Raw genomic sequence first — 15,216 nt, 5'->3', positions numbered from 1 at the left:
TTGGTAACTCCAGTCTCCCCGGTCCGGTCCGAATGGACAACCTCCTGAAAGCTCACACTTAGGTCTTTGTTTTCATGCATGTCGTTTTCCCAAAACCGGGCCACTTTTTGGGCACATGCACTAACCGCGTGGTCTGGCCTTCGGCCCTGGCCTGCTTTCCGACGGGTTTGCGGCCAATCTGGCGGATCGCCTGTCTCTCAGCCACAGGGCCATCTTTTTTCTTGCCAGCAGCTCATCGCGATCGCCTTCCGCGCCATGCTTCGCGGCAATCGCATAGTCGGCTCTGTTCGTTCGATAGTCGTCTTTTTGCACAGACATTGCTTCCTCCCGTGCAGCGGGCGTTTTTCCCCTTGGCCCGCGCAGGACTAACTAACTGCCGGTGCGGCGCGCGAGTCTACAAATTGGGGATTGTATTAAAATGATACAGTCCGTGGTCGCGCCTGCCTCTCGTTGTTTTTGATGGCGCCTGTCTGGCTCGGTGCCTCCTTGGAGCCTGCAAGATGGAGCCGGCAAGGAAACTTGGACGCGAGCCACCCCGACAAATCCAGCCCGCCGTGAACGGCTCAGTCCACGATGATGTGTCCCTCGACATCTCCGTCGATGCTCATCCCACTCATGCGGCGGTGCCAAAAAAGGCACTGGGCCGAATGATGGACAAATGTGCCGTGGTCGTCCCACGTCGCGTACTCAATCGTTGCGACACGGGCGGCGATATCGTCTTCGGCATGCAGGAGCCGATAGCCGTCGTATATGCGAACAGACCTGACTGTCCTGACTGCCGAAGCGGTCCTGAGTGCCGACATCATCCTGACGGCCGAATCGCACGCCGGTATCATGCCCCAGCGCTCGCCATCGGCGTGTGCAGACAGAGCGGCCGTTGCCAATAGTGCTGCCAGGCAAACACGCTTCATCGCCTCGCGTTTCGCCAGCCCGCTGCCAGCGCTTCATGCCGTCACTTCGTGAGGTGCTTTCGCCAACGGTCAGTCGATTGGCGCCTGATGATGGTGGACCTTGCCCACGGCCCTTGAGGGCTCGCGATTTTTACGCGGTCTGAATCTGTTCGGGAGGCGTCCCGCCTGACATTGCAATCAACCGTGCACCGGCAAAGGCGGCCAGAATTGTGAACACCGCAGTGATGTTTAGGAACGCAAGAACGATCCCGCTCTGGTCATAGCAACTGGCGAATTCCATGACATTTCACCCCTTGAAACCACCCTGCATGATGACTCCAGTTCAGGCGAAATACAAGCTACCGCGAATGGAGGTAGTGAGTCAGTTTGAAATCTGTCTCGCCTGAACGTGGCTTAATAGCGAGACGACATATCGTTCCATATCAAGCCTGCGAGCGGTTCCAAGTACACTTACGCGATCATGGCCGGCGCGTTGTGAAATGAGTCCGCGAGCATACGTGCTCTGGATAGATCATCTGTCGCGCGAATTTCGACGAGAACGATACACAGAATCCTTAGGATATTTTCGTTCGTGATGGGTTGAGGATCAATCAATTGAGACGCCTTTCTTCCGCTACGGGCCCCGAACCGCTGGCTTTTCGGCTTCCTTCGCCTCGATCAGCGCAACGATGTTCGCGATCTCCCAAAGCCTGCCAGTGACGCCGGCAGCCGGTAGTGTCTCAGTCTGAAATAAGCGGAATGATCAGCACGCCGAGGACTTCGATGAGGGGGATTACCACGTAGATAGCAAGGAAGCCGGTAATCCACATCCCGATTTTGATCAGCCAGGACGAATGAAGGGTCGCCCTCCAAGCGAAAAATGCGCTCGCGACGCCCAAACCCAATGCGACAATGCCAATGACCGGAGACCGGGTCATTGGCAGCATTAGATCACCAAAAAGTAGAAAGATCGCGCTAATGAAGATTAGCTGGGCCGCGAGTCCAAATAGAAACGCGCGTTTCACGCGGCCCTCCCGGTGCTATCTTTTATCGGCATCAAGCAACGGCTTTCGTTTGTAAGGGCCGCGCAGCCCCGGCTTCGGCGCAACTGCATTCATCTTCTCGCAAATATCGTCCATTGACCAGAGCGTAGCGGAAACGCCAGCGGCCATTGCTGGCGTCATCTTCTGCGTCTTGTGCATTTTCCTTCGCCCGCGTAGGCGAGCGGCCAGAGGGCACGCGCTGGTGGGTGCCCTGGTCACCTGGCCGCAATCGCGGCGCTAGCGTACTCGCCAGCCGAACACAAGCCGGTAGGCGATTGCCGACACTATGGCCCCTATTTGTGCGTCGAGGGCGAGCGTGCCGATCGGGTTCGGCCACGGGGCAAGCGCATACTGCAGACACCCTACAGCAAATGCGACAAGCGCCCCCAGGATGATTGCTTGCTTGAAGGAAATAATTCCGTGTCCGGGGGCCTTCCCGAGAGCCAGTCCCGCCGGCTGATCTGAAGGCGAATTTCCGGCCGTTGAAAAAATGACAGAGTGAGCCCCGGCCACCGCGCTCACGGGTTCGGCTTCGTTGTTCAGTGCCTGCTGCCGATAGGTGTTAAGGACTTCGACCATCTTCTCAGTCGATAGCGGCCATCCCGAACCGGACAGGCTAAGCTCAATCCCAGGCCTTCGGTTCAACGGCGACTTGGCGCCAAGTTCGAAGCGAAAGCCGATCGACTTGTAGCGGTTCTGCTTCCGGACGTGAAAGCCTTGAATGTCCCGCCATGCAATTTTCAACGGAGATCGAACAAAGCCGCCGCCGATCGCAAAGCCACTCCCGTCCAGGATCAAAGCACGCGGGCGGATGAACGATAATGCGCCGCCCAGCGCAGCCAGTCCGAAGAAGACTATGGCAACCCATCCCACAACTTCGTACTTGACCGCGACCAGGCCAGATTGAGCGGCGAAGTCGCGGACCATATGAGCTCCCATCCAAACGAAGGCCATGCCTCCGAGGAGGTAGAAAAGGCTCTTGGCTCGCGACCCTCTTATGGTCCGAGGCTCGACTGGTTCGGTCGCGTCCTGCATGATTTCCCCCGACACTTTCCTCGCATTCCTGCTGGGACTCTGCACGGGCTGATGCCGCAACAGAGCCTGTCGTAGCCACGATCAATATTCGCGTTCTTGGCCAGTCATTGCTCGCCCCTAAGTATTCCCCAACGGCAGCATCGCGCCAGTCGAGCGCAAATTCAAGACGGCTCCCCGAAGGGAATAGCTGACGCCGGCGGAGGGTAATCGTGGGACGTGATCTGCGAGAAATAATGGCCCGCTGCGCGTTCGCTGCAATCCGCCAGCGCTTATTCGACGGATATTTGACGCATCCGGGGTTCTTGGTTCCCGCTCATGGGCTCGAACCACGATTCACGCCTTCAAAGGGCGCTGTCCTACCATTAGACGAAGCGGGAAAATGCAACCTGCACCGACACCCCTAGCCGGTTCGCGCGCCGGGATCAACGCGATCCTCTTGTGATCGGGGCATTGGCGATCGGCAATTGTCGGCAAGCCGTCACCGTCACGGGACACGGCCAACCGGCTCGGCGCACCTGTGGACCGGGCAGCGGCCGTCACGGGTCGGGACATAGGCCGACATCGAAACGTCGGGCCAGTCGCATTCGTTGCCGAACTGCCTGACATAGCGGTCATAGGTGTTGGGGCCGGTGGTCAGCACCACGGCGCGGCGGCTCTGGATCAGTTGTTGGAGCTGTTGGCAGCTCATTGTGCGGGTGTCGGGCCGGGCCTCGGTGAGACCGGTCGCGGCAAGCAGCATCGCTACAGTCGTCAAGGCAGTTCGATGGATGGGCATGGTGGTTACCTCAGCGGTTCACGTACCAAGCAAACGTGTCACGCAAAACTCGCATCCCCGCCAGCGGTTCCGCAACAACGCGATCCTATTTTAATCGAGTAACTGGCGATCGGCAATTGGCAGCAAGCCGTCGCCGTCAATCCGGGAGATCGCCGATCGCCTGGTCGCAGCGGTAGACCGGGCAGCTGCCGTCACGGGTCGGGACATAGGCCGACGTCGGCACCTCCGGCCAGTCGCATTCGATGCCGAATTGCCTGACATAGCGGTCATAGGTGTTGGGGCCGGTGGTCAGAACCACGGCGTGGTGGCTCAGGATCAGCTGCTGAAGCTCCTGGCAACCCATCGTGCGGGTGTCGGGCCGGGCCTCGGCGAGGCTGGTTGCGGCAAGCAGGATCGCTGCTGTCGTCAAAGCAATTCGGCGGATGAGCATGGCGTACCTCAGCGTTTCACGTACCAAGCAAACGTGTCACCCGAAACTCGCATCCCTTCCAGCGGTTCCGCAACAGCCAGTTGGCGGTTTTTTGCGGCGCAACCAAATGCCGCGTCGCGCATTGCTGGGGATGGACGGTAGGAAGCCCTACGAGACCCCGCAATGGCCACCCGATCGCGAAGCCATGTGTTGTTCCTTCTGCGGCGGCCGCGACCACCGCTACGAGGATTGTCCGCAACGCGCTGCGGCCGATCCTCCGCTTGACGCCCCGGACGACGTCGCCCCCGAACCGAGCTGATTACGAAGCTTGCGTCCGCGCTCTTCGGTGCCTGTCGCCGCCGGCCAAGGAATGTCGCGCGCCGATTGCAACCAAACGCGCCACCACGCATTGCTGGGCATGGGGTGGAATGTTGTCGCGCCGTGAGGGCGACGTGACGGGGGAAGGTGGGCAATGACAGAATTGGCAAGCATCGATGGTCCGATCGACCCTCCCGCCGACGCGCGGCTGGCGGCGATCGTCGATTCATCCTTCGACGCCATCATCAGCAAAGATCTGAACAGCATCATCACCAGCTGGAACGGGGCGGCGCAGCGCATGTTCGGTTACACCGCCGAGGAGGCTGTCGGCCAATCGGTGCTGATGCTCATCCCCGATCACCTCAGGGATGAAGAGGTCGACATCATCAGCCGGGTTCGCAATGGCCAACTCGTGGCCAGCTACGAGACGATCCGGCGACGCAAGGATGGCGGGTTCATTGCCGTGTCGCTGACCGTCTCGCCGATCAGAAACGCAACGGGCGAGATCATCGGCGCCTCGAAGATCGCCCGCGACATCACCGCGACCAAGGAGAGCGAGCGCCGGATCAGGCTGTTGTTGCGGGAGGTGAACCATCGCGTCAAGAACCAGTTCGCGGTGATCCTCTCGATGGTCAGGGAGACAAGCAAGCGCTCGACCGATCCGCGCGAATTCGAAGAGCTGATCCGCTCCCGCATCATGGCGCTGTCGCGGTCGCACGACCTGCTGGTCAACTCGGAATGGGCGGGCGCCAGCCTCTTCGACCTCATCCAGGAGCAGCTCAAGCCGTTCGGCCACGAGGGACAGGTATCGCTGTCGGGACCGCTGCTGACCTTGCAGCCGAACGCCGTGCAAAATCTCGGCATGGCATTTCACGAGCTTGGCACCAACTCTTCCAAATATGGCGCGCTGGCGGTCGATGCCGGGCGGCTGGAGATCACCTGGCAGATCGCCGCCGGTGTTTCGGGCAAGCGGGAAATCCATCTCGTCTGGGACGAGACGATGCCGGTGCATGAAGGAGACCGGCCAGGGGGACGACAAGACGAATCCTCGCGCAAGGGTTTCGGCACGGTCGTCCTGCAGCGGGTCGCGCCGCAATCGCTGAACGGCTCGGCCGTCCTGGAGCGCAGCCCGGGCCGTGTCAGCTGGTCGCTGACGGCGCCGCTGGAATCGATCATCGTTCCGCAACTCGGCGCCGAAATGCCTACCGCCGAGGCGTCGTTCGGCCTTTGAGGGCCCAGCCCGGTCGGTCCACCTGGGCAAGGAACCTTTGGGTGCTGCATCGGATTGAACTCAACCCGGCTTCGCCGGCAGCCAACCTTTTCCATCGACAGGCGTTGTCCCTGTGAAGGGTAGGGTCGCCGCGGGCGGCCGGGAAGAAGGAGGCCGAGATGAGAATCCTCGCCATCGTGCCATTCAGCCTGATGCTGGCGCTGTCGGCCGCGGCGCAAACGGACCAGCAGCAGGACCCTGGGTCGCAGACCGACAAATGCCGGGTCCAGACCGAGCAAGGCGCAAAACAGCAGCCTGGCGGCGACAATCTGTCGGACACGCTCAATGACTGCGGTGGTGTGCTGAAACCGCCGGCCACCGGCGATCAGGGGATGGCCACGCCGGCCCCGGATGAAGGCAAGACCCCGGTCATCAAGCCGGGCGAAGTTCCGGCCCAGCCGCCGGCGCAGTAGTCGAAACGACTAGAGCGGTTCATCGTTTCACGGAAACGCAGACCCGCTCTATTTCTTTTCCTGGAATTGCTTAGCGGACCAGCACGCCGGCATGGTTGCACAGGGCGACGAAAGCTTCCTGCGCCTGGGCAGCACCCGCCTTGTCTTCCAGCGCGGCTTCGATCTGTTCGCGCGCGGCCTGATAGAACGGGCCGCGCTCGGCCTGCGGCCAGTCGATCAGGATTTCGCTGGCATCCTTCAGCGTGGTGATGTCGCGGATGGTGTCCGAGCCATGCGGCCTGATCCGCATCGGTGTCGACAGCATCGGCTCGGCCATGTCCTGTTTTCCCGCTAATGGAGGAGTTCTGCTTCGCGTGCGGCGTCGATCATCGCCCGCATCGCTTTTTCCGGAGGCGCCCAGCCATCCAGTGCATCGCGGCAGCTGCGCCACGCCGCCCGGTAGCGCCGGCCCCGGCCCGCCGGCCAGTCGCCGAGACATTCCAGGCTTTCCCAGGCACTGCGCACCACGCGTTCGCGCCCAGGGGTAAATTTCAGTCTGATCGGATGGGGAAACATCTTGTCGTTCAACGGGTCGTCTCCTTGACTGGTGCAAGTCGCCCAAAAGTACGCGGCGATTTTGGGACAACATGCACGACGCGAGGCGCCGGTTAACGTCGGCAACAGGGCAGGGTTCCCTGCCTTCGAGATGAAAATTTCAGTCGCCTGCGACGGCGTCCGACAAGGGCCTCGGCGGCGGCAATTCGGCGGCGTTCGCCGTTGGCCGGTCATGCTCGAACTGCTCGGTGCCGGGCAAGGCATGCAGCCAGGTCTCGCGCCGACTGGTCCACAACTCGTATTCGGGCAAGAGATCGGTCGGCGCGATGTCGAGGCTGCCGATCATCACCTCGGCCTCGTTGTTGTCGACCCAGGCGACACGACCGCCGCAGGTCGGACAAAAGCTGCGCGTGCCATAGGAGCTGACGATGCCTGTCGTCTCGAAGGCCTCGCGCGGCCAGATGGCAAAGGCCGAATAGACCGAGCCGCCGGCCTTGCGGCAGTCCTTGCAATGGCAGAGCCCGATTCTGATCGGCGCGCCGTGGACCTCGAACTGCACGCCGCCGCACAGGCAACTGCCGGTCCTGCGTATGCTGTCGGACATGATGCGACCTCCATCTTGTCAGTCTGCCGCGGGGCCGGGCGGGACAGGAGATCGTCCCAGATGTTTCGTCCAGGACAAAGCCCCATCCCGATCCCATTGGACCTAGCCGCGCGCCGCCATATGGGCGTCAAGCTTCTTGCGCGACGGCCCATAGCGCTTGATGATGGTTTGCGCCTCGCTTGGCGGAATGCCGTATTTCCGGGCAAAGGCAGCGACCTCGTAGGGCTCCTCGCTCGAAACCAGCTTGCGGTCCTGCTTCGTCTTGGACTTGTCGTCAGCCATTTCAGGCCTCGCTTTCCGTTGCCGGGGAACGTGCAGCCGTCGGCGCCCGATTCCACGATCAACAGGACATAACACAGATCGGCCGTCGCGAGTTCCACGGCCACGACAATATCGCCGTGCCGCCCGGCCTCGCTACTGTGGCATCAGGCGGGCGTCAGGCGCTTGGCGGCGAGATACATGAGTGCCGACGCCGCCTGTCGGCGCTCCCAGCCGGCGGCCTCGATCTTGTCGAGCAGCGCCTCGAGATGCGGGACAAGCATCTCGCCTGCACTCCTGCTCATAGGCGGTGCTCGTCACCGGATGCTGCGGCGCAGCGATGGTCAATGCCTTGGCCATGTCCTGTTCCCCTTCTGAGTGGGGCGCCATTATAACATCAGCCGGCAAAGTGAAATCGGTTTCGCTGCACCAGCGGATTCAACGGGTTAGAGGCGTCTTTGCGCCGGGGCTGGGCGCCTGCATCGGGGGTTCCCGAGAAAAATCTGCCTGACGTGTCGGATTTGGCGCCGGTCGCCCGTCCTTGGGCCGGAGCCCATTGCAATCCTGGAGAAACGACCATGTCGTCGCAAATCATTCAGTCGCAAACCACTCAGTCGCAAAGCATTCAGGCACCGTGGCAGACCGCGGCACTTCTCATCGCCCGCCTGATCTTCGCCGGCGTCTTCCTGATGGCCGTGACCTTCAAGTTCATGGGCATGGGCGACACCGCCGGCTACATCGCCGCCGCCGGCTTTCCGTTTCCGCTGTTCCTGGCCTGGTGCGCGGCGCTGCTGGAAGCCGCGCTCGTGCTGTGCCTGCTGACCGGCGCCTTCTTCACGCCGGCGGCCCTGGTCGCCGTCGCCTATGTGCTGTTCCTCGGCTTTTCCTTCCACGGGCCCAGCCACTGGGCCGGCAACCAGGCCGAGTTCGGCTTCTTCATCGACCATTTTTCGTTCATGGCCGGACTGCTGTTCGCGGCGGTGCATGGCCCGGGCAGGGTGCTGTCACTGAATCCGGGATGGCCGGGCCGGGCGTAGGCGAGGGCCAGTCGCTAGCCTTGGATCAACCACTTGCTCACCTGGCAAGCAGTTTTATGAGTTTACGGCCTGGACGAAACCTTGGAGATGGACACATGGCGCTCAAACGGATGGACAATGTAGGGATCGTCGTCGATGACCTCGGGGAGTCGATTGATTTCTTTCGCGAGCTCGGCCTCGAGTTCGAAGGGCGGGCCACGATCGAAGGAGAATGGGCCGGACGTGTCACTGGACTGGGCGATCAGCGCGTCGAGATTGCCATGATGCGGACACCGGACGGCCACGGCCGGCTCGAGCTATCCCGCTTCCTCACGCCGCGTCCCGTCGCGGATCACCGCAACGCCCCGGTCAACGCTCTGGGCTACCTCCGCGTCATGTTCACCGTGGACGACATCGACGAGACGCTTGAAAGGCTCCGCAATCGCGGCGCGCAGCTCGTAGGCGAAGTGGTCCAGTATAAGGACGTGTATCGGCTCTGCTACATCCGCGGGCCTGAAGGGCTTCTCATCGGACTCGCCCAAGAACTCCGCTGAGCGCAATTCGGGATGGCCGGGCCGGGCGTAGGCAAGGCAGCGTGCGGCCCGAGCCAGGTGGCTAAAGCGCGCGCGACATCCATTGGTGCAGCCTGGCCGGGCCGAAGGCCGGCTACCGGCCTTGCAGGATTTTGATCACCTTGCTGCTGTCGGCCGATGACGACGCGAGATTGCGGTAGTCGGCATAGGTTATGCGTCCTCTGGCGACGGCATTCCAAAGGCGATTGCAGGTCGTTGCCGGCAAGCGTTCCAGGCTGACATTGGCGACGGCTTTTCTCTCGGCTAGGGGCAGTTTGCCTGGTTTGCAATGCAATCCCGGATGACTTTGGCTCTGATCGCCGGACTGCCGCTGACGACGGCCTGAGTGTTGTTGAACTCGCCTTCGCTGACGGTCGTGCAGCCGGCAAGCATGGCGGCGCCAAGCAACAAGGCGCCAAAGCGCGATTCAAATCTCATGTGTCCCCCCAGAAATCGTCATGCAGTAATCAGAAATCAACAGGCCCGCAACCAAGCAAAACTCCGTGACTCCAGCAAGACGTTCGAGACATCACGCCGGTGGATAATGTTGGGCCAATGGTTTTGGCTTGCCCGGAACCTGGCGCGCCAAGGAGGCATGGGGCATGCCTCACATCTTCGAGCCTTTCCAGGTTGGCCCCACAGCGGGTAATGTTTCAAAAGCGAGACGGGGGATGCTGCCTGAGACGAATGACGCGATGGTGCGTTTTGCCCAGAATGCCTCCGACGAGGAGATCCTCACGGTTGTTCGCAGGTGGAGCGACACGCTGGCGGCCGAGGACTATGAGGGCGCGCTGGCCATGATCCATGCACCCGGCTGGACCGCCGATCTGCTGCAAAGGACGATTGCGGGATATGGCCACCCCGAACCCGCCGAGCGGGTACACAAGGTGACGCCACTGGCTTCGGCCAGCTATTATCCGGGCACCGAACCGCTCAACAATCCATGGCCCAGGCACGAGGTCGACCGCGACACGCTGCCTGATGGCGAGCCGTTCATCTCGGTCTGGTTCGACATGCCGCTCGATGGCTACTGGAGCGACGTAACCGCTACGTTCAATCTCGACCGCGACGGCGACATGCTCGTGCTGGCGCTTGAGATGATCCACGTCATGTGAGGCGCCCATCTCCCGCCATGCCGGGAAGTGGTTGGTATCGTGCCTCACATCTGGTTGTTGTAGGGTTCCTTCATCTGGCCGACCATGCGTGCCAGTTTTGAGAACGACGGCATGTCCGTCTCCGGCTGGCATTGGTTGGCCAGTTCCAGCAGCCTGATCGGAAAGTTGACGGCGTCGCGGCTTGATGCCGACATGCCTTCGGAGCGTTGTTCGCCGGTTTCGCTCGCTTCGGCTTTCCGCAAGGCTATGTCTACTTCCTCAGCCGAGAGCACGCCCTTGCGAACAAGGACGTGATTGATCGATGCGATGGCCATCAACAGGCCTTCGAGCTGCAGATTGGCGACGTTCATGACTTTTGCTCCCGTTGGTAAAGCCCAAACGCGCGAACGTCTGTTCCGATCCAGACGGCTCCGCGCCGATAGCTTGATGAAGACCGATGCCGCCGGAAGCCGGTATCGGCCAGGCGCGCCGGAAATACCTACTCCTCACTCCAACGCTCGCCATATTCGCGCCACAGCGCCTTCGCCTCCAGGCTGCCGAGGGTCGATGGATTGTCATAGGCGATGGCGACGGCGCTGATGTCGTATTGGGGGTAGGCGTGGGCGACGAAGCGGATCGCCTCGCCAAGCGAGCGCACACGGATGATCGGATCCGCCTGTCCCTGACCGGTGCTGCGCACACCCGAAACCGTGGCCGGCGCATGCCGCACCCTGAAGACGGATGCCATGGTTGGTCTGTCCATCGCCCTCTCCTACAAGGCCGTACGACGCGAATCATTCCATGAGCTTCAGCTAACGGTCTCACAGATGTCGGCTTATGAAAAGCCGACACGAAAAGTCCGGCCCTTGCCGCCCGCTCGAATGCCGATCGGGTTGTCCGGTGAGGGCATGCTATTGATTTGGGTATGGTGTTGATTTGCGCCAACGACCTCCAGACCCGCCGCGCAGGCGGGTTTTTTGTTTCCGGCTGCCACTTTTGCGAGCGCCAGAACCTGCACGGTTTCATATCGGGGAAACCGAAATAGGAATTTTTTCACAGAAAATCGTTGACTGGGTGAGGGCAGCTATGCTACATATTTGTCCATGGTGCTGATTTGCGCCAACGACCCGCCGCCGAGGCGGGTTTTTTTGTTTTGGCGTCTGTCTATCGATGCGCCCTTGAAAACCACTTGAACGTTGGCGGGACAGCGCCCCCCTCTGTCCTGCCGGACATCTCCCCCACGAGGGGGGAGATCGGCTGTCATCTCGGCTTTCGCAAATCGCCAACGTAGCAGGATGAGCAAGGCGCTGAAGCTGCCAATCTCCCCCCGAGAGGGGGAGATGTCCGGCAGGACAGAGGGGGGCGTGACGGAACGCCATCTTTCGGCCCTAACGTCCCATTCCGCAACCCCAAGAGAGATCCCATGGTCCGCTACGCCACCATCATCACCGACGATGACGGCCGCGAGGTCGTCAGCGCCATTGGCGAGTTCGAGGGGGCGGCGCCGCAGCCGCGTCTCGGGCTCATCGAACAGGTCGCGCCCGGCGTGCTGATCGGCATGGTGCGCGGCGGTCCGGTCGATGCGGCCGGCTGCTTCGGCTTTGGCCTGGGATCGCTGGGTGGCAGCGACCTGGCGACAGGGGCGGCACGGCTGATGAAGCGGTTGCGCCTTGCCGGCCAATCTGGTGCGGCGGGTTCCGACGCGGCGAGCTCCGAAGCGGCAACACCAGCTGATGCGACAGAGGCGGAGGCCGACCCGGCCAAGCCGGCGCGGCCTGCTGGGAAGCCGCGCAAGCGCGTCGCCCGATCAAAATCCAAAGTGGCGAAATCCAAAGTGGCGAAATCGAGGGTGAAAAAAACCGCTCGATCAGAATCCACGGTGGCGAAATCCAGGACGGCCGCCGCAAAGACCACAGGGGGCGAGCATGGCTGACAAACCGCCGTCGGCTCGCCGGGCGCCGAAGCGCCGGACCGCGACGCCAGCCACCAAGCCCGCCGCAAAGCGCCGGCCGAAGCGCGCGAAAAAGACGCTGGGTGATGATTTCCTGGCCGCCGTGCGCGCCGATTTCCGGACTCATGGCGCCGGGGTCATTGCCGAGGTGCGTGCCGACAAGCCCGACCAGTATCTGAAGATCGTGCTTTCGGTGCTGCCCAAGGATTTGCCAAAGGGTAGGCATGTTTCGATCAACCAACTGGACGGCTTAAGCGATGACGAGATCCGCAGCCGTATCCGCGGCCTCGAAGCCGCCCTCAAGCCGTTCCTCGTCGACCTCGGCGGCGAAGACGGAATATCTGGCGCTGCTGGCGGAACTGGACCGCAGGCGCCGCACTAACCAGCTTGCCGCCTACCGGCCCTATGCCCAGCAAGCCGAGTTCCATGCCGCGGGCGCGCAGAACCGCGAACGGCTATTCATGGCCGGCAACCGGCTTGGCAAAACCAGGGCCGGCGGCGCGGAATGGGCCATGCATCTGACCGGCCGCTACCCCTCGTGGTGGCAGGGCAAGGTCTTTGACGGCGCGGTCCGGCTGTGGGCGGCAGGCGTCACCGGCGAGGGCACGCGCGACAACCCGCAGCGCGTGCTGGTCGGCCCGCCGCAGCAGCAGGCGGCCTGGGGCACCGGCATGATCCCGGCCGACGCTATTGTGCACACCATCATGGGGCGCGGCGCGCCGGGCGCGCTCGACAGCGTCGTCGTGCGCTGGGGCGGCGGCGGTGACGTGCAGGCCGATGAATCGGTGCTGTCGTTCAAGAGCTTTGAAAAGGGCCGCGAGAAATGGCAGGGCGAGACGCTGCACGGCGTCTGATTCGACGAGGAACCGCCGCTCGACATCTATTCCGAAGGCCTGACCCGCACCAACGCCACCGGCGGCATCACCATCGTCACCTTCACCCCGCTGCTCGGCATGTCGGATGTGGTGCTGTTGTTCCTGTCGGCGGAGGAGGTGGGAGGAATGGGGAAGGGGTGACTTTCCTTCCCCTGGCGACCGTTCAGACTGTCAGCTTCCTAGATGGTGAAGACAACCCGTTGATTTTGCTTTATTCCTAGCTGAGATCGATCCGCAAACCGGTTCCAGATCAGCCCGAATCGTGGTTGCCATAATTACTGCACAGGATCAATGTAGGGCACAGCTTGTCTTCGGCGTTACTTTAAGGCAGTGTCCGATCAGATCGGGGAGGTGCTTCGTTTTGCCATTCGCGCTGGCCATAGAACCATGACACGGCCAGCGGGTCTTCCTGACTTTGGCAATCCGCCTCTGGATGAGGTCGTGGTGGGCGTGCAATTTGCGCGGCACCCCGAATACAACGATCTTTTTGCCTGGGAGGTTTGGAATACCTTTCGATCTGAATTTCCTCACTTTCAAGAAGCCCCGCGGCTTGATCCGGCTTTCGAGGTTTTCGGCGGCGCGGAGACGGTTTCTATGCCCGCCTTCCAGTTCTCGATCTCTGAGAGTGAGCCGAGCAAGCGCTACTGGTTCATCGCCGATGACGACAGCCATCTTCTGCAGTTTCAAGACGACCGGTTCTACATGAACTGGCGGAAGCGCCATCAAAACAAATATCCTCGCTATGAGGCCATTGCCGAACAGTTCGCCAAACATCTGGAAGGGCTCCGGGGCGTGTTCCAGACTCACGGCGCACCAATGATTATCAAGCAGGCTGAGGTCGCCTACATCAATATCATACCTCTTGTCGAGAAGACGGCGATTGCGGACTGGCTGACCATTGTGAAGCCGAGCGTGTTGAATGTCGAACAGCTCAACGCCACATTTAGTGAGGTAGTGCTCTCGGAGGACGGCAAAAAGCCAGTTGCGCGACTTAGGTACGAGTTGGGGCTTTCAAGTTCTCGGGAGGTCAGGCGGGCGATGAGGTTGTCGCTCATCTATCGAGGTGCGCCGACTGACATCAACACGAAAAGCATATCAGATTTTCTTGCCGCCGGTCGGCAACGGATTGTCAAAAGATTTTGTGATATAACCACGGACGAAGCACACAAGATATGGGCGCGCAGTCAATGATGGTTTCTTCTGCTTCTGTATTCTCGGGAGCGTCAGGCTTCCCGCGAGGCGCTGGCGCCGAGCGCTTGTCGGCGATCGACCGCCTGATCGTGAGAGATATCGAAACACAGTGGACGAAGGTTGTGGCAGCAAAGCTCAACGATCTGGTCAAACTACCCGAGGGATGGGACGGCTACGACGGAAAGTCAGTCGACTTCCGCATTGCGCATTTTGCTGTTCAGCTTCTGCAGCATGTCTACGTGGAGGGCGTGCCAAGCCCTAGCCTTGTCCCTGGATCGGACGGCTCTCTGCAGATCGAGTGGCACAGCAACGGACTCGACATTGAGCTCGACATACTTGGTGTCAACCAGGTCGACTGTTTGAAGCGAGATCTCGAGACCGGGGGCGAGGAGGAACTCGAGCTGACAGTGGATTTCAAAGCTGTCAGGGCGTGGATCGAAGATCTTGCGGGGCGGGCGTCTGATGCTGTCACCGCCGCCGCATGATGCCAATGGCAACGCCCTCCCGCATGATCATCAGGACATAGAGCCAAACGATACCCTAATTCGCCGAGTAAACCCGACCCATCATGTCGTCGATGACGACAACAGAAAATGTCGCCGGCTGTCATCGAAGCTGATGAAACCGACCGGTGGAGGTATGTCCGTCGATCACGAGCGGAGCATCCAAGAAGACCAGAAAGATCCGGTCGAGTTTGTTCGAACCCCGGTTTACACAGGAGCTGTTGCGATCTTGGCCCTGCACGCCAGGGGAGTTGGTCTGCGCGTCGGCTATGAACCGGTGCCAGGTAACCCCTATCACTGCGAGGTCTGGGGTGCCGACCCCCGACCGGATAAATTCACCAACGCGCAAAGCAAGGCTCTCTTTGCCGCCTGCGGCTGGTACATCCCACTTGACGGGGTGAAAATCATAAAGGACTAGGACCAATCGACATTCAGGATTCAAATTTGCAGCGGTACGTGATTCAT

26 protein-coding genes, 1 tRNA gene and 1 pseudogene are annotated in these 15,216 nt (G+C 61.1%); 11 read left to right on the top strand and 17 right to left on the bottom strand.

Features of this window, described 5'->3' with window-relative positions:
* Nucleotides 1–1,041: 1,041 nt before the first annotated feature.
* From AC07FD_RS25710 to AC07FD_RS25675, 8 genes and pseudogenes are all read right to left on the bottom strand, one after another.
* A complete protein-coding gene (locus AC07FD_RS25710; RefSeq protein WP_477226860.1) occupies nucleotides 1,042–1,191 on the bottom strand; it encodes a hypothetical protein in 150 nt (49 codons plus the stop codon).
* Nucleotides 1,192–1,524: 333 nt separating this feature from the next.
* A pseudogene (locus tag AC07FD_RS25705) lies at nucleotides 1,525–1,620 on the bottom strand (IS1 family transposase); the annotation flags it as partial.
* A 10-nt stretch (nucleotides 1,621–1,630) separates the two neighbouring features.
* A complete protein-coding gene (locus AC07FD_RS25700; RefSeq protein WP_478352107.1) occupies nucleotides 1,631–1,915 on the bottom strand; it encodes a hypothetical protein in 285 nt (94 codons plus the stop codon).
* 15 nt (nucleotides 1,916–1,930) lie between these two features.
* Nucleotides 1,931–2,092, bottom strand: a complete 162-nt coding sequence (locus tag AC07FD_RS25695) for a hypothetical protein (RefSeq protein ID WP_478352106.1) — start codon at nucleotides 2,090–2,092, stop codon at nucleotides 1,931–1,933.
* A gap of 78 nt (nucleotides 2,093–2,170) precedes the next feature.
* The gene (locus AC07FD_RS25690; protein WP_478352105.1) at nucleotides 2,171–2,968 is read right to left on the bottom strand and encodes an STM3941 family protein; all 798 of its coding nucleotides are present in this window, start codon (nucleotides 2,966–2,968) and stop codon (nucleotides 2,171–2,173) included.
* 303 nt (nucleotides 2,969–3,271) lie between these two features.
* A tRNA-Gln gene (locus tag AC07FD_RS25685) sits at nucleotides 3,272–3,345 on the bottom strand.
* A gap of 107 nt (nucleotides 3,346–3,452) precedes the next feature.
* The gene (locus AC07FD_RS25680; protein WP_478352104.1) at nucleotides 3,453–3,743 is read right to left on the bottom strand and encodes a hypothetical protein; all 291 of its coding nucleotides are present in this window, start codon (nucleotides 3,741–3,743) and stop codon (nucleotides 3,453–3,455) included.
* A 136-nt stretch (nucleotides 3,744–3,879) separates the two neighbouring features.
* Nucleotides 3,880–4,173: a hypothetical protein gene (locus tag AC07FD_RS25675; protein ID WP_478352103.1), complete on the bottom strand. Its 294-nt coding sequence runs from the start codon at nucleotides 4,171–4,173 to the stop codon at nucleotides 3,880–3,882.
* 451 nt (nucleotides 4,174–4,624) lie between these two features.
* Here AC07FD_RS25675 and AC07FD_RS25670 point away from each other — a divergent pair, with 451 nt between their 5' ends.
* Complete coding sequence (locus AC07FD_RS25670) at nucleotides 4,625–5,701, top strand: sensor histidine kinase (RefSeq protein WP_478352102.1); 1,077 nt, start codon at nucleotides 4,625–4,627, stop codon at nucleotides 5,699–5,701.
* Between the two features lie 158 nt (nucleotides 5,702–5,859).
* Nucleotides 5,860–6,153 carry a hypothetical protein gene (locus AC07FD_RS25665; protein ID WP_478352101.1) on the top strand — a complete coding sequence of 98 codons (294 nt, stop codon included), beginning with the start codon at nucleotides 5,860–5,862 and terminating at the stop codon, nucleotides 6,151–6,153.
* Nucleotides 6,154–6,223: 70 nt separating this feature from the next.
* Here the strand turns inward: AC07FD_RS25665 and AC07FD_RS25660 are convergent, their stop codons facing one another.
* The 5 genes from AC07FD_RS25660 to AC07FD_RS25640 all read right to left on the bottom strand — a co-directional run bounded on the left by AC07FD_RS25660 (nucleotide 6,224) and on the right by AC07FD_RS25640 (nucleotide 7,854).
* The gene (locus AC07FD_RS25660; protein ID WP_478352100.1) at nucleotides 6,224–6,469 is read right to left on the bottom strand and encodes a DUF982 domain-containing protein; all 246 of its coding nucleotides are present in this window, start codon (nucleotides 6,467–6,469) and stop codon (nucleotides 6,224–6,226) included.
* Nucleotides 6,470–6,483: 14 nt separating this feature from the next.
* On the bottom strand, nucleotides 6,484–6,720 hold the full coding sequence (locus AC07FD_RS25655; protein ID WP_478352099.1) for a DUF982 domain-containing protein: 237 nt from the start codon (nucleotides 6,718–6,720) through the stop codon (nucleotides 6,484–6,486).
* A 127-nt stretch (nucleotides 6,721–6,847) separates the two neighbouring features.
* On the bottom strand, nucleotides 6,848–7,291 hold the full coding sequence (locus AC07FD_RS25650) for a GFA family protein (protein ID WP_478352098.1): 444 nt from the start codon (nucleotides 7,289–7,291) through the stop codon (nucleotides 6,848–6,850).
* Nucleotides 7,292–7,393: 102 nt separating this feature from the next.
* Nucleotides 7,394–7,573 (bottom strand): DUF3606 domain-containing protein, encoded by a 180-nt coding sequence (locus tag AC07FD_RS25645; protein WP_024501602.1) that lies wholly within the window; start codon nucleotides 7,571–7,573, stop codon nucleotides 7,394–7,396.
* A 143-nt stretch (nucleotides 7,574–7,716) separates the two neighbouring features.
* Complete coding sequence (locus AC07FD_RS25640) at nucleotides 7,717–7,854, bottom strand: hypothetical protein (protein WP_478352097.1); 138 nt, start codon at nucleotides 7,852–7,854, stop codon at nucleotides 7,717–7,719.
* 273 nt (nucleotides 7,855–8,127) lie between these two features.
* Between AC07FD_RS25640 and AC07FD_RS25635 the strand changes: the two genes are divergently transcribed.
* Nucleotides 8,128–8,586: a DoxX family protein gene (locus tag AC07FD_RS25635; RefSeq protein WP_478352096.1), complete on the top strand. Its 459-nt coding sequence runs from the start codon at nucleotides 8,128–8,130 to the stop codon at nucleotides 8,584–8,586.
* A 95-nt stretch (nucleotides 8,587–8,681) separates the two neighbouring features.
* Nucleotides 8,682–9,119: a VOC family protein gene (locus AC07FD_RS25630; RefSeq protein WP_478352095.1), complete on the top strand. Its 438-nt coding sequence runs from the start codon at nucleotides 8,682–8,684 to the stop codon at nucleotides 9,117–9,119.
* 282 nt (nucleotides 9,120–9,401) lie between these two features.
* Here AC07FD_RS25630 and AC07FD_RS25625 read toward each other — a convergent pair whose 3' ends face one another.
* Nucleotides 9,402–9,575, bottom strand: a complete 174-nt coding sequence (locus AC07FD_RS25625; RefSeq protein ID WP_478352094.1) for a hypothetical protein — start codon at nucleotides 9,573–9,575, stop codon at nucleotides 9,402–9,404.
* Between the two features lie 233 nt (nucleotides 9,576–9,808).
* Between AC07FD_RS25625 and AC07FD_RS25620 the strand changes: the two genes are divergently transcribed.
* Entirely contained in the window at nucleotides 9,809–10,252 is a 444-nt protein-coding gene (locus AC07FD_RS25620) for a hypothetical protein (RefSeq protein ID WP_478352093.1), read from the top strand.
* A gap of 44 nt (nucleotides 10,253–10,296) precedes the next feature.
* Here the strand turns inward: AC07FD_RS25620 and AC07FD_RS25615 are convergent, their stop codons facing one another.
* The 3 genes from AC07FD_RS25615 to AC07FD_RS25605 form a co-directional block, all read right to left on the bottom strand.
* On the bottom strand, nucleotides 10,297–10,602 hold the full coding sequence (locus AC07FD_RS25615) for a hypothetical protein (RefSeq protein ID WP_478352092.1): 306 nt from the start codon (nucleotides 10,600–10,602) through the stop codon (nucleotides 10,297–10,299).
* A gap of 128 nt (nucleotides 10,603–10,730) precedes the next feature.
* Nucleotides 10,731–10,994, bottom strand: a complete 264-nt coding sequence (locus AC07FD_RS25610; RefSeq protein ID WP_478352091.1) for a hypothetical protein — start codon at nucleotides 10,992–10,994, stop codon at nucleotides 10,731–10,733.
* 72 nt (nucleotides 10,995–11,066) lie between these two features.
* Complete coding sequence (locus AC07FD_RS25605) at nucleotides 11,067–11,288, bottom strand: hypothetical protein (protein ID WP_478352090.1); 222 nt, start codon at nucleotides 11,286–11,288, stop codon at nucleotides 11,067–11,069.
* Between the two features lie 366 nt (nucleotides 11,289–11,654).
* Here AC07FD_RS25605 and AC07FD_RS25600 point away from each other — a divergent pair, with 366 nt between their 5' ends.
* From AC07FD_RS25600 to AC07FD_RS25575, 6 genes are all read left to right on the top strand, one after another.
* A complete protein-coding gene (locus AC07FD_RS25600; RefSeq protein ID WP_478352089.1) occupies nucleotides 11,655–12,164 on the top strand; it encodes a hypothetical protein in 510 nt (169 codons plus the stop codon).
* Complete coding sequence (locus AC07FD_RS25595) at nucleotides 12,157–12,564, top strand: hypothetical protein (RefSeq protein WP_478352088.1); 408 nt, start codon at nucleotides 12,157–12,159, stop codon at nucleotides 12,562–12,564. Before AC07FD_RS25600 ends, AC07FD_RS25595 begins: the two co-directional genes overlap by 8 nt.
* 79 nt (nucleotides 12,565–12,643) lie before the next feature.
* Complete coding sequence (locus AC07FD_RS25590; protein WP_478352108.1) at nucleotides 12,644–13,036, top strand: terminase large subunit domain-containing protein; 393 nt, start codon at nucleotides 12,644–12,646, stop codon at nucleotides 13,034–13,036.
* A 351-nt stretch (nucleotides 13,037–13,387) separates the two neighbouring features.
* Nucleotides 13,388–14,248 (top strand): TIGR04255 family protein, encoded by an 861-nt coding sequence (locus AC07FD_RS25585; RefSeq protein WP_478352087.1) that lies wholly within the window; start codon nucleotides 13,388–13,390, stop codon nucleotides 14,246–14,248.
* A gap of 65 nt (nucleotides 14,249–14,313) precedes the next feature.
* On the top strand, nucleotides 14,314–14,733 hold the full coding sequence (locus tag AC07FD_RS25580; protein WP_478352086.1) for a hypothetical protein: 420 nt from the start codon (nucleotides 14,314–14,316) through the stop codon (nucleotides 14,731–14,733).
* Complete coding sequence (locus tag AC07FD_RS25575; RefSeq protein ID WP_478352085.1) at nucleotides 14,711–15,169, top strand: hypothetical protein; 459 nt, start codon at nucleotides 14,711–14,713, stop codon at nucleotides 15,167–15,169. Before AC07FD_RS25580 ends, AC07FD_RS25575 begins: the two co-directional genes overlap by 23 nt.
* Nucleotides 15,170–15,216: the final 47 nt, after the last annotated feature.

This window comes from Mesorhizobium waitakense, assembly GCF_056431085.1.
This window is presented reverse-complemented; position numbering and strand designations above follow the sequence as displayed.